We start from the raw sequence: 18,567 nt of genomic DNA, 5'->3' as shown, positions 1-18,567 counted from the left end.
ATAACTCCCCACACCTTCCCCCGCCGTTGCGCGGTGCCCGATCGTCGTCGCACCGACGAGCGGAGGAAAGGACGCGGCGGACATGCGACTGCTGTGGATCTCGGACAGCCCGGACACCCCGTCCGGGTTCGGGACCGTCACCCGGTTCGTCTGCGCCGGGCTCGCCCGGCTCGGGCACGACGTGGACGTCGTGGGCTGGCAGACCACCCGCGGACGCCGCCGGCACGGCACCACCCTGCACCCCGTCCGCAGGCACCACCTCGGCTCGGACGCCCTGTACGCCTACCTCCTCGAACGCAGGCCCGACGCGATCGTGCTGCTCGCGGACGTCCCCTGGGTGCCGGAGATCATCACCCCGGAGGTCCGCCGTCTGGTGGACCTGCACGCGGTGCCGGTGGTCCTGTACTTCCCCGTCGACGGTGCCCGGCCCGACGGGAGGCTGCCCGCGGACTGGGCCGCCGTGCTCCGCGACGTGGACCTGCCGGTCGCCATGAGCCGCTACGGCGTCGCGGTCGCGGCGCGGGACGCCATCCCGGTCGAGTACCAGCCGCACGGCGTGGACCTGGCGGTGTTCCGGCCGCCCCGCGACCGCGAGCGCGCCAAGGCCGCCGTCGGGCTGGCCGGGAGGTTCGTGGTCCTGTCGGACAGCCGCAACCAGCCGCGCAAGATGCTGCCGCGCCTGCTGGACGTGTTCGCCGCGTTCGCCGAGGGCCGTCCGGACGCCGTGCTGCACCTGCACACGGACCCCGACGACGGCCGGGACGCCGCGAACTACTCCTACGACCTGCGCGCCGACGTGGCCCGCCTGGGTCTGGGCGGCCGTGTCCGGTTCACCGAGGGGTTCCGGATGCGTCGCGGCGGCGGGCTGTCCGCACGTGCGCTGGCGGCGCTGTACCGGGCGGCCGACGTGCACCTGCTGGCCTCGCTCGGCGAGGGGTTCGGGCTGCCCACGCTCCAGGCCGCCGCGGCCGGGGCGGTGCCGCTGGCGGGCGCCTACAGCGCGAGCCACGAGCTGGTCGCGGGCCACGGCGGGGCGATCGCGGTCGGCGACTGGTTCGAGGACGAGCACGGCATCCGCCGCGGCCTGGTCGACGTCGAGGACGCCGTCCGCCTGCTCGCCCGCCTCCACGACGACCGGGTGGCGTGGCGCGCGAGCTCCGCCGCGGCACGGGAGTTCGCCCGCGCCTACGCGTGGGGACCGATCGTGCGGCGGTGGGACTCCCTGCTCGCCGCCCTCCCCGAACGCGGGCCGCGCGCGGGCGAGGCGGTCGTCCGGCGCGCCGGGCCCACCACCGTGACGCTGACGGTCGCCAGGTTCGCCGACGGCAGGCCGCGCACCGATCCGCGCCACCGCCTCGGCGTGCCCGCCGGGGCGGCGCCGCACACCGTGGTCGCGGGCCCGAACGCCGACGTCGCCGCCCTGCGGCGGATCTTCCCCGCCCTGCGGACCACCGACCGGGTCGCCGGCGCCTCGCTCGTGTTCGACCCGCTCGGCGAGCTGCCCGCCGAGGTCGTGCTCGCCGCCGCCCGCGCGGGTGTCCCGTACGTGGGCGGCTCCCCGTTCCCGGAGGCGGCGCGCGACGCCGTCGCCCTCGCCCGCCAGGTCCTGATCAACCCCGCCCTCGCCCGACGCACGGCGGAGTCCCACCTCGCACACCAGGAGATGACCGATGCAGGTTGACCACACCCGCGGCTTCGAGGCCGTCGTGGAGACCATCACCTTCGCGCCCGCCACCGACCAGGCCACCGGCGACCTGCCGCTGGCCGAGGTGGTCGGCGCCCTCGCCCGCGCCATCGGGCAGGCCCAGCTCGCGATCGACGCCGAGGCCGCCGACGGGATGCCCGACACCGACCGGCTCGCGGCGGGGGCGCTGCCACCGTGCTACCAGATCACCGAGTCCACAGTGGACATGAACCTGGTGCTGCGGTTCCCCGGCTCCGAGGCCCGCGCGTCGTACCCGGACCTCGGGGCGCCGCCCGGCGCGGTGAGCACCGTCCGCGTCGTGCTGCGGCCCGTCGCGCCGACGGGGATCGTCCTACCGCCACCCGCGGAACCGTCCGCCGTCCGGATCATGGCGGACTGAGGCGGGGCCGCGGTGGACGTCGCACTGGTCGTCGTCGCCTACGGGCTGCCGTTCGGGACGGCGCCCTTCGAGTCCGCGCGCAGGTCGCTCCAACCGCTGACGACCTACGTGTTCCGGCACTCCACCACACCGTCCGTCGTGGCCGCGTGCGAGCGGGTGGCCACCTCCCCCGACGTCGTGTACCTGCCCTACGGCGTGAACCGGGGGCTCGCGAACAGCTGGAACGAGGGCATGGTCCGGGCGTTCGAGTGGGCCGACGTGGTGCTGTTCGCCAACGACGACGTCGAGTTCGCCGACGGTGACGTCGACCGGCTCGTCGCGACCGCCGCGGCCCACCCCGAGCACTACGTCGTCACGTGCGCGGGCGTGGAGCTGTCGCGCCGGGAACGGGCGCCGAGCCTGGGCTACGCCTGCTTCGCGATGAACCGGGTGGCGTTCGACGAGCTCGGCTGCCTGGACCAGAACCTGTTCCCGATCTACTGCGAGGACGAGGACCACTCCCGCCGCGCGGCGCTCGCCGGGCTGCGCGAGGCGAACTGCCCGGACACGGCGGTGCGCCACTTCGGCAGCGCCGCCATCCGCGGGCATCCGGAGCTGGACCGGCAGAACCGGGTCACGCACGCCGCCAACTTCGCCTACTACCAGCGGAAGTGGGGCGGTCCGGCCGGGCACGAGCGGTTCCGGAACCCGTTCGACGACCCGTCCCTGGGCCCGCGCATCGACCCCGACCGGCGGCACACGCCGTACGGGCCGGGGCGGGACCGCACCGACCACCACATCGTCGCGATCTAGGAGCCGTCATGGAGCAAGCCGCACCGCGCGTCGTCGCGTTCCTGTCCGACGTCGGCACGCACGACGAGGCCACCGGGCTGTGCAAGGGCCTGATGAGCCGGATCTGCCCCGGCGTCACGATCATCGACATCACCCACCAGGTACCCGCGTTCGACGTCGTCGAGGGCGCGCTGATGCTGGAGGACGTCCCGGAGTTCTTCCCCGAGCACACCGTGATCTGCGCGTACGTCTACCCGGAGACCGGGTCGGGCACGCCGACCGTGGCCGTGCGCAACGACAAGGGGCAGCTGCTGGTCGCCCCGGACAACGGTCTGCTGACCCGCGCGCTGGACGCCTCCGGGGTGGCCGAGGCGCGGCTGGTCACCAACCCGGCCGTGATGAACCACCCGCCGACGCCCACCTGGTACGGCCGCGACGTGGTCGCCGCGTGCGCCGCGCACCTGGCCGCGGGCACACCGCTGGCCGACGTCGGGCCGGTCGTGGACGACCCGGTGCGGCTGCCCGACGTGCCGTTCACCCGGCACGAGTCGGGACTGGTCGGGCGGGTGGCCAGGATCGACCGGGCGTTCGGCAACGTGTGGACCAACATCCCGAGCGCCGCACTGGGCCTGCCGTCCACTCCGGACGGTCCGGTGACGCTGGACGCCACCGTGGGCGGCGAACGCGCCCGCTGGCCGTGGTGCACGACGTTCTCCCAGGTGGCGACCACCGGACGGCTGGCGTACGCGAACAGCCGGGGACGGCTGTCGTTCGCGCTCAACCGGGGCAGCCTGGTCGCCGAGCTCGGCGTGGCACCGGACGCGCCGGTGGAGGTGCACCTCCCGCGGGTGCCGGGATGACCTGGCACCTGGTGGTCGTGCTGTGCAGGCCACCGGACGCGCCGGACAGCAAGACCCGGCTGCGCCGCGACCTCGGCGACGCACTGGCCGTGGCCGTCTACCGGCGGTGCCTGGCGGACGTGGTGCTCGCCGCGCACCGCACCGGGGCCGCGGTGCGGCTCGCGGTCGCGGGCGACCCGGACGCGGTGGTCGCGGCGCTGGCCGCGGTACCGGGTGTCCCCCGCACCGCCGCCCACCGCCAGGCGGGCAGCACGTTCGCCCGCCGCCAGGTCAACGAGATCGCCGCGGGACTGGCCGCGGGGCACCGGGTGGTGACCCTGGTCGGCTCGGACCTCGTCGGGCTGACCCCCGAGCACCTCACGGCGTGCGCGGACCTGGCGGCGGGCACGGGGGTGGCGGTGCTGGCGGCACCGGACGGCGGCTACTCGGCCCTGTCCGCCTCCCGGCCGTTCGACGCGCTCGCCGACGTGCCGATGAGCAGCACCGGCACCCTGGTCGCCCTGCTGGGCACCGCCGCCCGCCACGGGATCCGGGCCCGTGTCGTGCCGGGGGCGGCAGTGCCGGACGTCGACACCGGCGAGGACGCGCGCCGGTACTGCCGACCGCTGGTGACGCCGGGGGCTACGGGCACGGGGGCCGGTACCCGACGTTCGGGAAGTGGCGGTCCCACGCCGCGCGGTCCAGCGGCGGGTCCGCCATGACGCAGACGCGCGACGCCACGCGGTCGACGTCGGTGTCCCACAGCCGGACGGTGGCGTCGTCGCCACCGGTGGCCAGCGTCCGGCCGTCCGGCGCGAACGCCACGGCGTAGACGGCGTCGGTGTGCCCCGACAACGATGCCACGGCCGCACCGCTCGCCACGTCCCACAGCCGGGCGGTGTGGTCGCCGCTGCCGGAGGCGAGCGTGCGGCCGTCGGGGCTGAACGCCACCGCCGCGACGCTGTCGGTGTGGCCGACGAGCACCCGCGGTGGCCGCGTCGGGTCGCCGACGTCGCGCAGCCGCACGGAGTGGTCGGCACCGCCCGTCGCCAGCGTCCGGCCGTCGGGGGCGAACGCCACGGCCTTGGCGTCGTCGGCGACCTCGGCCGCGGTCGTGCGGCCCGCCACGTCCCACAGCCGCACGGTCCGGTCCCGGCTCGCCGTGGCGAGCGTCCGGCCGTCCGGGGCGAACGCGACCGCCGACACGGCACCGGTGTGCCCGGACAGGAGCCCGACCTGCTCGGGGTGCGAGGGGTCGGACACGTCCAGCAGGTGCACCTCGCGCGCCTCCCCCGCCACCGCCAGTGTCCGCCCGTCCGGCGAGAACGCCGCCGCGAAGAGGTTCCCGGCCCCGACCTCGACGGTCGCCGACGACGTGGCCGTCCGCAGGTCCCACAGCCGCACCGTGCCGTCGAGGCTCGCGGTCGCGAGCAGGGTGCCGCCCGGCGCGAAGACCGCGGCGAGGACGCCGTCGGTGTGGCCGACCAGCGTGGACCGCGGCGAGACGGCGTGCGGATCGGTCACGTCCCACACCCGCGAGGTCCGGTAGCTGCCGCCGACCAGGGTCCGCCCGTCGGGGCTGAACGCGACCGCGTTCACCTCGGCGTTGTTGCCCGCCAGCACTGGTTGCCGCAGGTCCCACAGCCGGGCGGTGCCGTCGTCGCTGCCGGAGGCCAGGACGCGGCCGTCCGGGCCGAACGCCAGGCCGTACACGGTGCCCGCGTGCCCGGCCAGCGTGACGGGCGCGCTGGGCGTGGCGGGGTCGCTCACGTCCCACAGGGCCACGCCGAGGTCGTAGCTCCCGGTGGCGACGGTGTGGCCGTCGGGGCCGAACGCGATGGCCGCGACACCGCCGCCGTGCCCCGTGAGGACACCCAAGGCGGTGCCGCTCGCCACGTCCCACAGGCGCACGGTGTTGTCGAAGCTCCCGCTGGCGAGCATCGTGCCGTCCGGGCTGAACGCGGCGCCGAGCACCCGGTCGGTGTGCCCGGTCAGGCGGACCGGTCCTCGCGGGGCCGCCGGGTCGGTGAGGTCCCACAGCGCCACGACCCCGTCGGCGCCGGTCACGGCCAGCGTCCGGCCGTCGGGCGAGAACACCGCGCGCACCGTGCCCTCCCGCCGCTCCAGCACCCCGAACCCCTTGGGGGACAGCGGATCGGTCACGTCCCACAGCCGCACGGTGCCGTCGTGGCTCCCGGTGGCGAGGACGTGACCACCCAGGGCCACCGACGTCACGCCCTTCTCGTGACCCGCGGCCACGCCCAGCGACCGGGGCCGTCGCGGGTCGCCGATGTCCCACAGCCGCGCGGCCCGGTCCGCGCCACCGCTGACGAGCAGCCCGTCCCCTACAGCCAGGGAGGTGACGCCGTCGGTGTGGGCGGTGACGACAGCCGACGACGCGGGGTGGTGCGGGTCGGTCGCCTCCCACAGGCGGATCGTGCCGTCCAGCGAGGCGGTGGCCAGCACCGTGCCGTCCGCGGTGAACGTGGTGGCGCGCACCGACCCGGTGTGGTCGGTGAGCCGTCGCGCGTACGGCGTGCCGGAGGTGCTGAGCAGCGCGGATCGCGACTCGACCGTGGAGGCGACCCGGTAGGAGGCGAGCGCCAGGTGGGCGGCGGACGCGGGGTCGGCGGCCCGCAGCCGCACCGCCTCGTTGGCGACCTTGCCCGCCAGGGCCGTGTCTCGCTGGTCGCGGATCACGCGCTGCCCGTCCAGGGCGAAGGCGACGGCGGCCGCGGTGAGCAGCACCAGCACGAGCAGGCCCGCGACGAACCGGCGGAGCCTCCGGGTGCGGCGTCGGGCCGCCTGCCGCTCGGCGCGTTCGCGGTCCACCGACAGGCGCAGGAACTCGGCGGCGAGCACACCCGGCACTCCGCCGTTGTCGACCCACTCCTCCGCCACGGCGAGCCGCGTTCCCCGGTACAGCGCCGTCGGATCGCGGTTCTCGTGGTGCCACGCGGCCGCCGCCTCGCCCAACCGGCGTCCGACCACCAGGCTCGCGCGGTCGTTGTCCAGCCAGCCGCGCAACAGCGGCCACGCCCACAGCAGTGCCTCGTGGCCGAGCCGCACGGAGTCCTCGTCCGCCGTGACCAGGCGCTGCGCCACGAACCGGTCCAGCACCTCCGCCGCGCCCGGCACGTCGCCGACCAGCTCGGCGCGGTCGACCCGGCGGCGGGTGTCGGCGATGTCCGGCGCGACGCTGACCAGGCTCAGGAACAGCCTCCGGGTCAGCTCGCGCCGCGGCTCGTCCAGGCTCTCGTAGATGTCGTCGGCCGTCGCCGCGACGGCCTCGTGCACCCCGCCGACCCGGCGGTAGTCGGCCACGGTCAGCCGCCGGTCGGTGCTGTGCCGCCACGTCGCGTACAGGACGTGCGACAACAGGGGCAGCACGGCGGCCTCCCGAGCTTGCGGCGCCGCCTCCACCAGCAGCACCTCGACCAGCCCGTCGTCGACCTCGAACCCCGCCCTGCGCGCCGGTTCCACGATCGCCCGCCGCAGCTCGGCCCGTGTCATCGGCCCGACGGCGAGCTGGTCGGACCGCACCGCCGCGACCAGCTCCGGGTGGCTCAGGGCCTGGCCGTAGAAGTCCGCGCGCAATCCGATCACCACGACCGCGCCCGCGTCGGCGCGCTCCCGCAACGCCTCCACGAACGCCCGCTGCCCGAGGTCGTCCGCACCCGCCGTGAACAGCTCCTCGAACTGGTCCACGACGAGCACCCGCGCCTCACCGGCCCGCTCCAGCTCCTCCACCGGACGCGGGCCGGGCGCCATCACCCGGATCGTCCACTCAGGACTCATCGCGGGCACCAACCCGGCCCGCAGCAACGAGGACTTGCCGGAACCGGACGCCCCCACGACCAGCCGGATCCCCCCACCCGCCTCGACATCGGCCCGCACGCACGCCACCAGCTCGGCGGTCAGCGCCTCACGCCCGAAGAACCACTCGGCGTGCTCCGCGTCGAACGACGCCAACCCCCGGTACGGCTCGACCCCACCCGGCCGCGGCCCCGGCACCAGCCGCACCCGTTGCCACGCCTCCAACCACGGTCCCGCCTCCACCACCCCGCAGGCCCGCAGCACCCGCACCAGCAGGTCCCGCGACGACGTCGACGGCAACCCCCTCCCCGAGAACCAGTCCCCCACGGTGCTGTGCGCCCCACCCGCCCCCGCCCGCACCGCCACCTGCCGCACCGTCAGCCCGACCCCCACCCGCACCCCGGTAAGCGCCTCCGCGAACTCCCGCCGACTCCTGATCCCCTCCGGCCCCACCATGCGTTACCTGATAACACGGACGAGGTCACCGGTGACGGCTTGTCCCCCCAACAGCCCTGCGGGACAACACTTTCGGCCCCCGACTCCCGCGGCAACCCCTGCGCCTCAGCACGGCACAGGTCACTCCGCCCGCTACTCGGCGTCCTGGATCCAGTTGCCGTGGAAACCGAGCGGGACCCGGCGGGGCAGGTGGACGGTGGCGACGGGGCCGGCGGAGAGGTTGTCGGCGGCGAGGACGACGAGGGCGGCGGTGTCGGCGGTTTTGTGGGTGGTGATGGAGAGGAGCCAGCCGTCGTCCTCGCGGGTGGCGCCCGCGGCGGGGACGAACTCGGCTTCGCCGGGGAGCCAGGACGGGTCGAGGTGCCAGGAGTCGCGGGTGCCGGAGGCGGTGTCGTACTTGACGATGGCGGGCCGGTCGGTCAGCAGCGGGGCGGTGACGGCGTAGACGTGGTCGCTGGGCAGGCCGGTGCGGTTGTCGTCGATGGTGGGGAACTCGACGTCGAGGTCGTCGACCGCGCCCTCGCTCACCGTTCCCGCCGCGACGTCGAGCGTCCACCGGTACAGGTTGGCGCCGGTGCCGCTCGTGGCCAGGGAGCGCGAGGGCTCGCCGCCGAGGCCGGTCCAGATCCGGTCGAACGTGGTGGGGGTGTAGCGGACGCCTTCGAGCACGATCCGACCCGGCGCGGTCTCCTTCGCGTTGGCCACGTGGAAGGCGTAGCCCGGCTCGACGTCGATCCACCTCACGTCCGCGTCGCCGCCGTCGCGGGGCATGACGCCGATCCGCGCGCCGTGGGTGTCCGACCAGCGGAAGGGCATGCCCGGCCGGGTGCGGAGGTCGAGGTCGAACACCACGGGCAGGTCGAGCCAGACGACGTGGTGCTCGGTGATCGCGAAGTCGTGCATCATCGTCGGCCCCGGCACGGTGACCTCCGTGCTCCGCACGAGCTCACCTGCGGCCGTGACGCGGTGGTAGGTCAGGAACGGCGGCCGCAGCCCGACGCCGAACAGGTGCAGGTCGCCGGTCAGCGGGTCGACCTTCGGGTGCGCGGTCATCGCGGTGCGCAGCTTCCCGCCGAAGTCCACCGGGCCGACGGTGTCGAGGTCCTCGGTGACCTCCCACGGCAGGCCGTTCTCCACCAGCGACAGGATCCTGCCCGCGTGGTGCAGGACGCTGGTGTTGGACGTGGTGCACGTCAGCGCGCTCATCAGGTCGGTCCGGTCCGGCCGCGCGCCGTCCACCAGCGGCGTGTGCACCCACCGGTTGCGGTACCACTCCGCCCGCCCTCCGGCGATCCGGACGCCGTGCAGCATGCCCTGCCCGAGGAAGTTGTGGCCGGGGTCCGTGCCCGGCAGCGGGTTGGCGCCGTTGCGGAAGTAGCGCCCGGCCAGCTCGTCGGGCAGCGTGCCGGTCACCTCCAGGTCGTGGGCCTCGATCTCGTCCGGAACGGGGGCGAACTCGCCGCTGAAGTAGGCGGGTGCGACGTCGGCGGTCATGGTGGAACTCCTTCTCGGATGGGGTGACCGCCCGACCATAGCGCGCTACTAAACGCCTGTATAGATCCCATTCCGCAGCACTGCGACCCGACGGTTTGCCGTACCGCCTAAACGGCCGTATAGTTCGCGCGATGAGCGGTCGGGACAAGCCCCAGCGTCGGCGCAACAAGCCCGGCGAGGGCGGAAGGCTCCGCGAGGAAGTCCTGGTCGCGGCGTTCGGGATCCTGCAGCAGGAGGGCACGATCGAGGCCGTGACGCTGCGCGCGGTCGCCGCGCGGGTGGGCATCACGGCCCCCTCGCTGTACGGGCACTTCCGCGACGTCACGCATCTGCGCGGCGAGCTGCGCAACCTCGCCTTCGAACAGCTGCTCGAGGCCTGCGACACGGCGGCGGCCGGTATTTCCGACCCCGTCCTCGGCCTTTTCGTGCGATCCGAGAGAATAGTGACCTGGGGTGTCGAGTTCCCCGGTCGGCACCGGCTCATGTTCACCAGGATCGACAGCGCGTCCGACGCCGCGGGCTACCGGTCCTTCGACGCTCTCGTCGCGACGATCAGGGAGTGCGTCCGCGCAGGCCGGTCGGCCAGCGCGGACCCGGCCGAGGACGGCGCCTACCTGCTGGCCGCGCTCAACGGGCTGGTCATGACGAAGACCACCATGACCGGGTTCCCGTGGCCAGAGCTGGGCCTGGCCGTCCGCGAGGTCACCAGCCGGATCGTGCGGATCGTGGAGCCGCCTCGACCCGCCTGAGTCACACCCGCGGCGGGTACTGCTGCTGGGGCGTGCCGTACCCCTGGGGCGCTCCCTGCGCCTGCTGGACCATCCCGGTCGCCTGCTCCTTGGACAGGCCGCCGGCGAGCCCGCAGAAGGTGCACTGCGTGGAGTACTTGACCCTGATCGGGAACAGCGGGACGAAGAACAGCGTGAACTTCGTGACCGCCCGGTGCACGGGGTGCGCAGCGGGGTTGCCGCACCTCGGGCAGAGCAGGGTCAGCACCGCCAGGACGAAGACCTTGGTCCGAAAGCCGAAGATCACCACGTCGCACTCCGATCGACTCGTCCGGACCCCGTGCCGCCCTTGGACGTCGTTGCTGGTCGCGCGGCGTTTCCGCACGTGGTGACGAGCCTACGCACACCTCTCGCCGCGCTGTCGGTGCCCCGTGGCACGATCGGCGGAATGGCGTTCATCGACGATCACACCGTGGCGGAGCTGGCCGAGGAGCACGGCGTCCCGGCCGACGTGGCGCGGGAGCTGACCGGGCTGCTGCGGCCCTGCGTCCTCCTCGTCGCCCAGGAGAACCTGCCCGAGGGGAGCCGGACGCCCGCCGCGCGCACGGGTGGGCTGCCCGCGCTGCCCGAGGACGTCGGGTGGCCGGAGGGCGCGGGCCCCTTCGTGCTGTCCGTGGACTGCGCGGCCCTCCCCCGCGACTGGGTCGACCTCGACCTGCCGTCCACCGGGAACCTGTTGTTCTTCACCGACTTCCGCTACGAGCCGGAGGACGCCGTCGTCCTGCACGTCCCCGCCGACGTGCCGACCTCCGAACGCGGGCCCGAAGACCCGGAGGACGTCGAGACCTACGAGCCGCAGCCGCTGTACCCCGTGCCCTCGTTGACCATCGACCACGACTGGTACACCGCCCCCGCCACGACGGCGTCGCGGGAGAGCGGCTCGGCCGACGGGGTGGAGGCCTTCGTCCAGGCCGTCGTCGACAGCGTCCACGACGGGCCGCGGCCGCACGCCGTCGCGCAGGTCGGCGGGTTCTCCGACCAGTGGCAGGTCCCGCCCGACCAGGACGGGCTGGTGCTGCTGGCCCAGATCTCGGGCAACGGCGTCGACCACGACCTGTTCACGCTCAACCTCGTCGTCGGCACGCGCGAGGACATCGCCGCGGGCAACTGGTCGGCCCTGGAGGTCGACCAGCAGTGCTGAGCTATGCGCCCGCCCGGCGGAGCCGTTCGGCGGCTTGCGCCCGGACGGCCTCCACCGACACCGGCGGGTCGTCGTGCAGCACCTCCCAGCGGGCGTTGTGCGCGGCCGTCCACAGGCCAGCCGCCCAGGCGACCTCGACCTCGTCCGCGGTGAACCGCCGCCCGCGGAGGTCCTGGTACGCGGCCAGGAACGCGGCGGAGCTGTCGACGGGGGCCAGGCTCGGCGGTGAGGCGTTGGCGAACGCGGCGCTCGCGGCGCCCACGAGTGCGGCTTCCGGTTGCCAGGCCAGGCTGTCCCAGTCGTGCACGGCCCACACCCGGCCGTCGCGCCAGCGCAGGTTCTGCGCCTCGAAGTCGGCGTGGCCCAGCACGCGCGGCAGGTCGGTGGCCAGCAACCGCCGCCGCACCCGGTCCGCCGTGTCGACGACGAACGCGGGCACGCCGCTCTGGTCCCGCTCGTCGAGGAACCCGATCGCGGGCCACGGCCCGGAGTCGTCGTGGTCCCACCGCGCCCACCGCGGGTTCGGCAGCGGCGACGCGACGGCCACGTCGACCAGGGCCGCCATCAGCCGGGCGAACACCGCCGCGTAGCGGACGGCGACCTCCGGCGAGTCGCCGCCCAGCACCTCGCCGCCGGGCAGGGACTCCTCGGCGTGCACGGCCAGCGCGCCCACCCCGACCGCGGGCGTCAAGGGCAGCGCGCACGGGAAACCCCGCCGTGCCAACAGGGTCTGCGCGGTGACGCACGACGCGGCCCGGCCGTCGTCCTCGCGCGCCTTCACCACGACGTCACGCCCATCGTCCAGCCGCAGCCCGAACACGGCCGAGATCGACCGCGCCTCGAACAGCACGGCGACCGGCTCGGCCCCCAGGTGCTCCGAGCACCAGGCGGGCAGCCAGTCGGGCAAGTCGTTCAGCGACACGGGGACGACTGTGCCAGACGAGGCACCGGATCCATTGTGGACCACTTGTCCGAGTGGTCCACCAGCCATGCGCCGGGCGCATGTGGATCATCCGCAACTTGCGTTGGCACCCCTCCGGACGGCCCAGGACGCTGGGTCGCATGACGCAGTACGAAGGCATCACCAGGCGCGGCCTGCTCGGCCTGGTCGGCACCACGGCCGCGGCCGCCGCCGTCCCGTTGAGCGGTGGGAGCGCCGCGGCCCAGGCCGCCTCCGGGGACGTGACCGTGCGCATGACGGTCAACGGCGCGGACACGTCGCTCACCGAGGACCCGCGCGTGACGCTCCTGGACGCGTTGCGGGACCGGCTGGACTTGACCGGTACCAAGAAGGGGTGCGACCGCGGCCAGTGCGGCGCGTGCACCGTGCACGTCGACGGGCGGCGGGTCGTCTCCTGCCTGACGCTGCTGGCGACGCTGGACGGCGCGACCGTGAGGACGATCGAGGGGATGGCCGACGGCGACCGGCCGCACCCGCTCCAGCGGGCGTTCGTCGAGCACGACGGACTCCAGTGCGGGTTCTGCACGTCCGGGCAGATCATGTCCGCGGCCGCGGTCATCCAGGAAGGCGGCGCGGACACGGACGCGGAGATCCGCGAGCGGATGTCCGGCAACATCTGCCGGTGCAGCGCGTACCCCGGCATCCTGGCCGCGATCCGCCAGGCGCGGGCGGAGATCCGCTGATGCGCGAGTACACCTTCGAACGGCCCCGCAGCGTCGACGAGGCCGTCCGGCGCTCCGGTTCCGGCACCGCCTTCCTGGCGGGTGGGACCACGCTCGTGGACCTGATGAAGCTGGAGGTCATGACCCCCGGCCGCGTCCTCGACATCAACCGCCTCCCGCTGCGCGGGGTCGACACGACCGGTGGCGTGCTGCGGATCGGGGCGCTGGAGCGGATGAGCGACGTCGCGGCCGACCCGCGGGTGCGCCACGGTCACCCGCTGCTGAGCCGGGCGCTGGAGCTGAGCGCGTCCGGGCAGCTGCGCAACATGGCCAGCATCGGCGGGAACCTGTTGCAGCGCACGCGGTGCGGCTACTTCCGCGACGTAACCACGCCGTGCAACAAGCGGCAGCCGGGCAGCGGGTGCCCGGCGGTCGAGGGCGAGAACCGGATGCACGCCGTGCTGGGCACCAGCGACTCCTGCGTGGCCACCCACCCCAGCGACCTGGCCGTGGCGCTGGTCGCGCTCGACGCGAAGGTGCGCCTGACCGGCGCGGACGGCGTGCGCACCGTCGACCTGGCCGACTTCTACCTGCTCCCCGGCGGAACACCCCACCTCGAGCACGACCTGCGCCCCGGTGAGCTGGTCACCGACGTCCTCGTCCCCCGGCTCGACCGGGCGTCCCGCTCGACCTACCTGAAGGTCCGCGACCGGCAGTCGTTCGAGTTCGCCCTCGCGTCCGCGGCGGTGGTGGTGCGCCGCGACGGCGACGTCATCCGCGAAGCGCGCGTGGCGGTCGGCGGCATGGGCACCCGGCCGTGGCGGCTGCCCGCGGTCGAGAAGGCCCTGGCCGGGCAGCGCGCCACCGAGGCCACCTACACCGCGGCCGCGGCCAAGGCCGTGGACGGAGCGCGGCCGTTGCGGCACAACGCCTTCAAGCCCGAACTGATGAAACGCACGCTGATCCGCGCACTGCTGGAACTGGAGCAGACCAGATGACCTCCCCCATCGGACGCGAGACCGACCGCGTCGACGGCCCCCTCAAGGTCACCGGCGGCGCCCGGTACGCCGCGGACCACCGCCCCGAGGGCCTGCTCCACGGCTACCTCGTCCAGGCCACCGTCGGCAAGGGGACCGTCCGCGCCATGGACGTGTCGCGCGCCGAGGCCGCGCCGGGCGTCGTCGCCGTGTTCACGCCGTTCCGCCCGCTCCCGCTCAACCCTCCGGGGCCCCAGCAGAGCGGGGAGAACTACAGCGCGTTGCAGGACACGTCCGTGCGGTTCCGCGGCCAGGTGATCGGCGTGGTCGTGGCCGACACCGCCGAGCACGCCAGGGACGCGGCCGCGCTGGTCACCGCCGACTACGCGGTCGCCCCGGCGCGGACCTCGTTGGCCGACGCGGGCCCCGGTGCGTCGACCGGCGTCCTGCAGAAGCTCGCACCGGACGTGGCGTCCATCGAGGCCGCGCTGGCGTCGAGCCCGGTCACCGTCACCACCACGGTCTCCCAGAACGCCCAGCACCACATCGCGATGGAGCCCCACGGCACGACCTCGGTGTGGGTGGACGACCAGCTCACCGTCTACATGGGGGCGCAGGCACCGCAGCAGGCCGCCGCGACGATCGCGTCCCGGCTCGGTGTCGACGCGACCAAGGTCCGGGTCATCTGCCGCTACACCGGCGGCGGTTTCGGCCAGCGCTCACCGGTGTGGAACGAGGCGCTGCTCTGCGCCGCCGCCGCCCGCGCGCTCGGCCGCCCGGTCAAGCTGGTGCTGAGCCGGGAGCAGGTGTTCACCGCCATCGGACACCGGGCGGCCGTCCGGCAGACGATCCGGCTCGGCGCCAGGACCGACGGGACGCTCCTCGCGCTCGCCCACGACACCGACGGGGAGCTGCCCGCGGCCGGTGGCTGGCGGATGCTGCCCGGCCGCGACACGTCGGCCGTCACCTACCGCACGCCGAACATCCGGATCGACCAGAGGCTGGTCACGCTGGACACCCCGCCCACCTGGTCGATGAGGGCACCCGCCGAGGCACCGGGCATGTTCGCGCTGGAGACGGCGATGGACGAGCTGGCCGTGGCGACCGAGGTGGACCCGGTGGAGCTGCGGCTGCGCAACTACGCGACGGAGGACCCGATCGAGGGCCGCCGCTTCTCCACCAAGCACCTCGACGAGTGCTACCGGATCGGGGCCGAGCGGTTCGGCTGGGGCAAACGCCAGGCGCGACCACGGTCACGGACCGACGGCGACTGGCTGGTCGGCATGGGCATGGCGAGCGCGATCTACCCTGCCTGGCGGCAGCCGGCCTCGGCGCGGGCGCGGTTCCGCGACGACGGTCGGGTCCTGGTCTCCTCCGCCACGTCCGACCTCGGCACCGGCGCACTCACCATGCTGGCGGTGATCGGGGCCGACGAGCTGGGCCTGCCGGTCGGCGAGGTCGTGTCCGAGCTCGGCGACTCCACCCTCCCGCCCGGCGGCGTCGGGGCCTACGGGTCCAGCGTCACGACGAGCACGGTGCCCGCGGTGCAGGCCGCGTGCCGGGCAGCCGTCGCGGCGCTCGTGCGGGCGGCCGTGGACAACCCGCGCTCCCCCTTCACCGGCCGCGACCCCGCGACCGTGCGCTACCGGCGGGGCCGGGTCGAGTCGGGTGGCCGGTCGGTCGACTACGGCACCCTGCTCCGGGCCATGGGCGTGCCCCACGTCGAGGCGGTCGGCGACACCGGACCGCCCGACAACCCGTCCCAGTGCCGGTTCCACTGCTTCGGCGCCCACTTCTGCGAGGTGCGGGTGCACCGGCTGACCGGCGAGCCGAGGGTCAGCCGGGTCACGTCGGTGTTCGACGTGGGGAAGGTCGTCAACGCCAAGGCCACCCGCGGCCAGCTCATGGGCTCGGTCATCTGGGGCATCGGGCACGCGCTGCTGGAGTCCGACCCGATCGAGCGGAACGGGAGGTTCGCGGCGGCGACCCTGGCGGACTACCTCGTCCCGGTGCACGCCGACACACCGGACATCGACGTGCACTGGCTGGACCGCCCGGACCCGCACATCAGCGAGCTCGGCGCCAAGGGCCTGGGCGAGATCGGCCTGGTGTCCACGGCCGCGGCGATCGGCAACGCCGTGTTCAACGCGACCGGCGTCCGCGTCCGCGACCTGCCGATCACGCTCGACAAGCTGCTGTGAGGCGGACCGTCAGTCCCGCGGCCCGCCGGAGGTCATCTCCTCCGCGGCCGCGCGGATCATGCGGCGCAGCCAGGAGTGCATCGGATCGGACTCCAGCCGCGCGTGCCACACCATGCCGTAGGGGAAGGCGTCGAACTCCTCCGGGGCCTCGACCAGCCGCGCCCACGGGTGGGCCGCCACCTGCCGCTCCGCCATCCTGCGCGGCATCGTCGTCAGCAGCGTCGTGCCGGGCAGGGCGGCGAACGCCGAGCTGAAGCTCGCCACCCGCACGGCCGCCGTCCGGTTGTGGCCGAACTCCTGCAGCCACCGCTCGATCATCGGCTGCTCGCCGTGCACCAGGGTGACGACGACGTGGCGGGCCTCGGCGTAGTCGGCCAGCGCGAACCGGTCGCGCACCGGGTGGTCCCGGTCGACCACGCAGACCACGTCGTCGGTGAACAGCTGCTCCCAGCGCAGCGGGGCGGCGGGCTGGAGCACGGACATGGCGATGTCGGCCCGGCCCCGTTCGAGGTCCGCGAACGCGCCCTCGTCCCGTTGCTGGACGCGGACCTCCAGGTCGGGCGCGGCCAGGAACAGCTTGGGCAGCAGGTGCGGGCCCAGGGTCGTGATCGTGTAGTCCGTGGCGATGATCCGCACGACCCCCGACGCCGTGGAGGGGTCGAAGCCCTGGCCCGCGACGAGCCGTTCCAGCCGCGGCAGGAGCTGGGCGAGCTCGCGCTGCATCTCCCGCGCCCGCGGGGTCAGCTCGTACTCGCCGCCGGTCCGGACCAGCAGCTCGTCGCCGAACAGCGCCCGCAACCGCTGCAACGTCCGGCTCATCGACGACTGGCTCAGGTGGAACCGCCCCGCGGCCCGCGTCACGTTCCGCTCCTCGAGCATGATGGACAGGGCACGCAGGTCGTGCAGCAGCCCGAGATCACTGTGCGGCATGCGCACAGTATGCCCGCGGGTCGCACCCCCACCGTCCACGTCGCACAGCGGACGGCGAGGTCTCGCCGGAGTCGGGAAGCGTTGCCGCCGCACGACTTCCGGCACCGGTCTCAGCCGGTCCGCCCGCTCCGCTGCTCCAGTTTCGCCTCCAGGGCGCGGAACTCGTCCTCGCCCTCGACGTGGTCCCCCATCCCGAGCAGGAAGTCGGCGGCACCGTCGAGCGCCAGCGCCATCTCCGTCGACCGGGGCAGCATCGTCCGCTCGTAGGCGCGCACGCCCTCGTCGACGGTGGTGGCGCCCGCCAGCGCGAGCGCCAGCTCGCAGGCGTCGAGCATGGCCAGGTTGACGCCGACGCCCACCGGGGGCATGAGGTGGGCCGCGTCGCCGAGCAGGGTCACCGTCGGCACGTGCTCCCAGGTGTGCGGTGCGGGCAGCACGAACAGCGGGCGGTCGACGTAGGGGCCGTCGTTGTCGACGATCATCCGGAGCATGTCCGGCGACCAGTGGCCGTACTCGGCGAGCAGGTGCGCGCGCAGGCCGTCGGTGTCCCCGACGTCCAGGCCCGCCGCGGCGATCCAGTCGACCGGTGCCCGTCGGATGAGGTAGACCCGCATGTGCCCGCCGCTGTTGCGCTGGGAGAACACGGCGCGCTCGCCGTCGGTCGCGGCGCCGCTGCCCCGGCCGACCATCGCGGCGAGGTCGGCGTGCCGGTTCTCGACGTCGTCGAACCAGGCCTCCAGGAACGTCACGCCGCTGTAGTGCGGGGTCGCGGGCGAGACGGCGGGGCGCACCTTGGAGAACGCGCCGTCGGCGCCGATGACCAGGTCGGTCTCCACGGTCGTGCCGTCGGTGAAGCGCAGCAGCCGTGGTCCGTCGTGGGGACCGCCGACCGACTCCAGTGCCCGTCCCCAGTGGACGGTCCCCGGTTCGAGGGAGTCGAGCAGCAGGCCCCGCAGCTGGCTCCGGTCGATCTCCGGCTTGTAGAGGTCGTCCTCTTCGGGCACCTGGCTGTTGAGCAGGATCCCGGCTGCGTTCCACCGGCGCATCTCCTGGCCCTCCGGGCGCGCCAGCTTCCAGAAGCCGTCGAGCAGGCCCGCTTCGCGCAGGGCCAGCTGGCCGTCCTCGGCGCGCAGGTCGAGGCTGCCGCCCTGGTCCCGTGCGGCCGGGTCGGTGTCGTGGTCGTACACGGTCACGGCGATGCCGTGCCGTTGCAGGATGCGGGCGCAGGTCAGCCCGCCGGGGCCTGCCCCGATGACGCTGATCCGGGCGCGCGAGGGTGCTGGGGAGCTCATGGCCGGTTCCTTCGGTCGTGGGGTGGAGGTCGCCGGACGTCCCGGCTCGGAGCCGCCGAGCGGCGACTGCGACACCAGAAAACCAGATCGAGTTAAAAAGTGCAACCAGTCCACTTACGGCACGATGTAACCTTCGACTCCTCCACGCTCGACAG

The 18,567-nt window shown here is 74.2% G+C and carries 16 protein-coding genes; 10 read left to right on the top strand and 6 right to left on the bottom strand.

The features are described from left to right. The first annotated feature begins 82 nt into the window (after nt 1–82). Genes CLV43_RS24745 through CLV43_RS24725 form a run of 5 tightly spaced genes read left to right on the top strand, consistent with a single transcriptional unit; the run spans nt 83 to nt 4,416 of the window. Nucleotides 83–1,681, top strand: coding sequence for a glycosyltransferase (locus CLV43_RS24745; protein WP_106189651.1), 1,599 nt, complete (start codon nt 83–85; stop codon nt 1,679–1,681). Then, complete coding sequence (locus CLV43_RS24740) at nt 1,671–2,084, top strand: hypothetical protein (protein WP_106189650.1); 414 nt, start codon at nt 1,671–1,673, stop codon at nt 2,082–2,084. Before CLV43_RS24745 ends, CLV43_RS24740 begins: the two co-directional genes overlap by 11 nt. 12 nt (nt 2,085–2,096) lie before the next feature. Beyond that, nucleotides 2,097–2,876: a glycosyltransferase family 2 protein gene (locus CLV43_RS24735; protein WP_106189649.1), complete on the top strand. Its 780-nt coding sequence runs from the start codon at nt 2,097–2,099 to the stop codon at nt 2,874–2,876. Nucleotides 2,877–2,884: 8 nt separating this feature from the next. Continuing rightward, on the top strand, nt 2,885–3,715 hold the full coding sequence (locus CLV43_RS24730) for an SAM hydrolase/SAM-dependent halogenase family protein (RefSeq protein WP_106189648.1): 831 nt from the start codon (nt 2,885–2,887) through the stop codon (nt 3,713–3,715). Next, entirely contained in the window at nt 3,712–4,416 is a 705-nt protein-coding gene (locus tag CLV43_RS24725; RefSeq protein ID WP_106189647.1) for a TIGR04282 family arsenosugar biosynthesis glycosyltransferase, read from the top strand. The genes CLV43_RS24730 and CLV43_RS24725 overlap by 4 nt, the downstream gene beginning before the upstream one ends. Here the strand turns inward: CLV43_RS24725 and CLV43_RS24720 are convergent. Both CLV43_RS24720 and CLV43_RS24715 read right to left on the bottom strand, forming a co-directional pair. Beyond that, nucleotides 4,337–7,966 (bottom strand): nSTAND1 domain-containing NTPase, encoded by a 3,630-nt coding sequence (locus tag CLV43_RS24720; protein ID WP_146174892.1) that lies wholly within the window; start codon nt 7,964–7,966, stop codon nt 4,337–4,339. The two genes, CLV43_RS24725 and CLV43_RS24720, sit on opposite strands and share 80 nt — an antisense overlap. A 132-nt stretch (nt 7,967–8,098) precedes the next feature. Further along, nucleotides 8,099–9,460 (bottom strand): carotenoid oxygenase family protein, encoded by a 1,362-nt coding sequence (locus CLV43_RS24715; RefSeq protein WP_106189645.1) that lies wholly within the window; start codon nt 9,458–9,460, stop codon nt 8,099–8,101. 131 nt (nt 9,461–9,591) lie between these two features. Between CLV43_RS24715 and CLV43_RS24710 the strand changes: the two genes are divergently transcribed. After that, complete coding sequence (locus tag CLV43_RS24710; RefSeq protein WP_106189644.1) at nt 9,592–10,209, top strand: TetR/AcrR family transcriptional regulator; 618 nt, start codon at nt 9,592–9,594, stop codon at nt 10,207–10,209. Nucleotide 10,210: 1 nt separating this feature from the next. Here CLV43_RS24710 and CLV43_RS24705 read toward each other — a convergent pair whose 3' ends face one another. Then, a complete protein-coding gene (locus tag CLV43_RS24705) occupies nt 10,211–10,573 on the bottom strand; it encodes a zinc ribbon domain-containing protein (protein WP_245886921.1) in 363 nt (120 codons plus the stop codon). Nucleotides 10,574–10,636: 63 nt separating this feature from the next. On the opposite strand from CLV43_RS24705, the gene CLV43_RS24700 reads away from it, so the two are divergent. After that, nucleotides 10,637–11,389: a DUF1963 domain-containing protein gene (locus tag CLV43_RS24700; protein ID WP_211304531.1), complete on the top strand. Its 753-nt coding sequence runs from the start codon at nt 10,637–10,639 to the stop codon at nt 11,387–11,389. Nucleotide 11,390: 1 nt separating this feature from the next. On the opposite strand, the gene CLV43_RS24695 is transcribed toward CLV43_RS24700, so the two are convergent. Beyond that, on the bottom strand, nt 11,391–12,311 hold the full coding sequence (locus tag CLV43_RS24695) for an aminoglycoside phosphotransferase/kinase family protein (protein WP_106189642.1): 921 nt from the start codon (nt 12,309–12,311) through the stop codon (nt 11,391–11,393). Nucleotides 12,312–12,571: 260 nt separating this feature from the next. Here CLV43_RS24695 and CLV43_RS24690 point away from each other — a divergent pair, with 260 nt between their 5' ends. Genes CLV43_RS24690 through CLV43_RS24680 form a run of 3 tightly spaced genes read left to right on the top strand, consistent with a single transcriptional unit; the run spans nt 12,572 to nt 16,190 of the window. Further along, on the top strand, nt 12,572–13,033 hold the full coding sequence (locus CLV43_RS24690) for a (2Fe-2S)-binding protein (RefSeq protein ID WP_425445776.1): 462 nt from the start codon (nt 12,572–12,574) through the stop codon (nt 13,031–13,033). Further along, complete coding sequence (locus tag CLV43_RS24685) at nt 13,033–14,010, top strand: FAD binding domain-containing protein (RefSeq protein ID WP_106189640.1); 978 nt, start codon at nt 13,033–13,035, stop codon at nt 14,008–14,010. Before CLV43_RS24690 ends, CLV43_RS24685 begins: the two co-directional genes overlap by 1 nt. After that, the gene (locus CLV43_RS24680; RefSeq protein WP_106189639.1) at nt 14,007–16,190 is read left to right on the top strand and encodes a xanthine dehydrogenase family protein molybdopterin-binding subunit; all 2,184 of its coding nucleotides are present in this window, start codon (nt 14,007–14,009) and stop codon (nt 16,188–16,190) included. Before CLV43_RS24685 ends, CLV43_RS24680 begins: the two co-directional genes overlap by 4 nt. Nucleotides 16,191–16,199: 9 nt before the next feature. Here CLV43_RS24680 and CLV43_RS24675 read toward each other — a convergent pair whose 3' ends face one another. Both CLV43_RS24675 and CLV43_RS24670 read right to left on the bottom strand, forming a co-directional pair. Then, the gene (locus tag CLV43_RS24675) at nt 16,200–17,120 is read right to left on the bottom strand and encodes a LysR family transcriptional regulator (RefSeq protein ID WP_106189638.1); all 921 of its coding nucleotides are present in this window, start codon (nt 17,118–17,120) and stop codon (nt 16,200–16,202) included. Between the two features lie 110 nt (nt 17,121–17,230). Continuing rightward, the gene (locus tag CLV43_RS24670) at nt 17,231–18,412 is read right to left on the bottom strand and encodes an FAD-dependent oxidoreductase (RefSeq protein ID WP_106189637.1); all 1,182 of its coding nucleotides are present in this window, start codon (nt 18,410–18,412) and stop codon (nt 17,231–17,233) included. Nucleotides 18,413–18,567 lie beyond the last annotated feature (155 nt).

The sequence above is a fragment of the Umezawaea tangerina genome, assembly GCF_003002815.1.
In the GTDB taxonomy this organism is placed as follows: domain Bacteria; phylum Actinomycetota; class Actinomycetes; order Mycobacteriales; family Pseudonocardiaceae; genus Umezawaea; species Umezawaea tangerina.
Note: the sequence above shows the minus strand (reverse complement) of the source record. Positions and strands in the feature narration are given on the sequence as shown.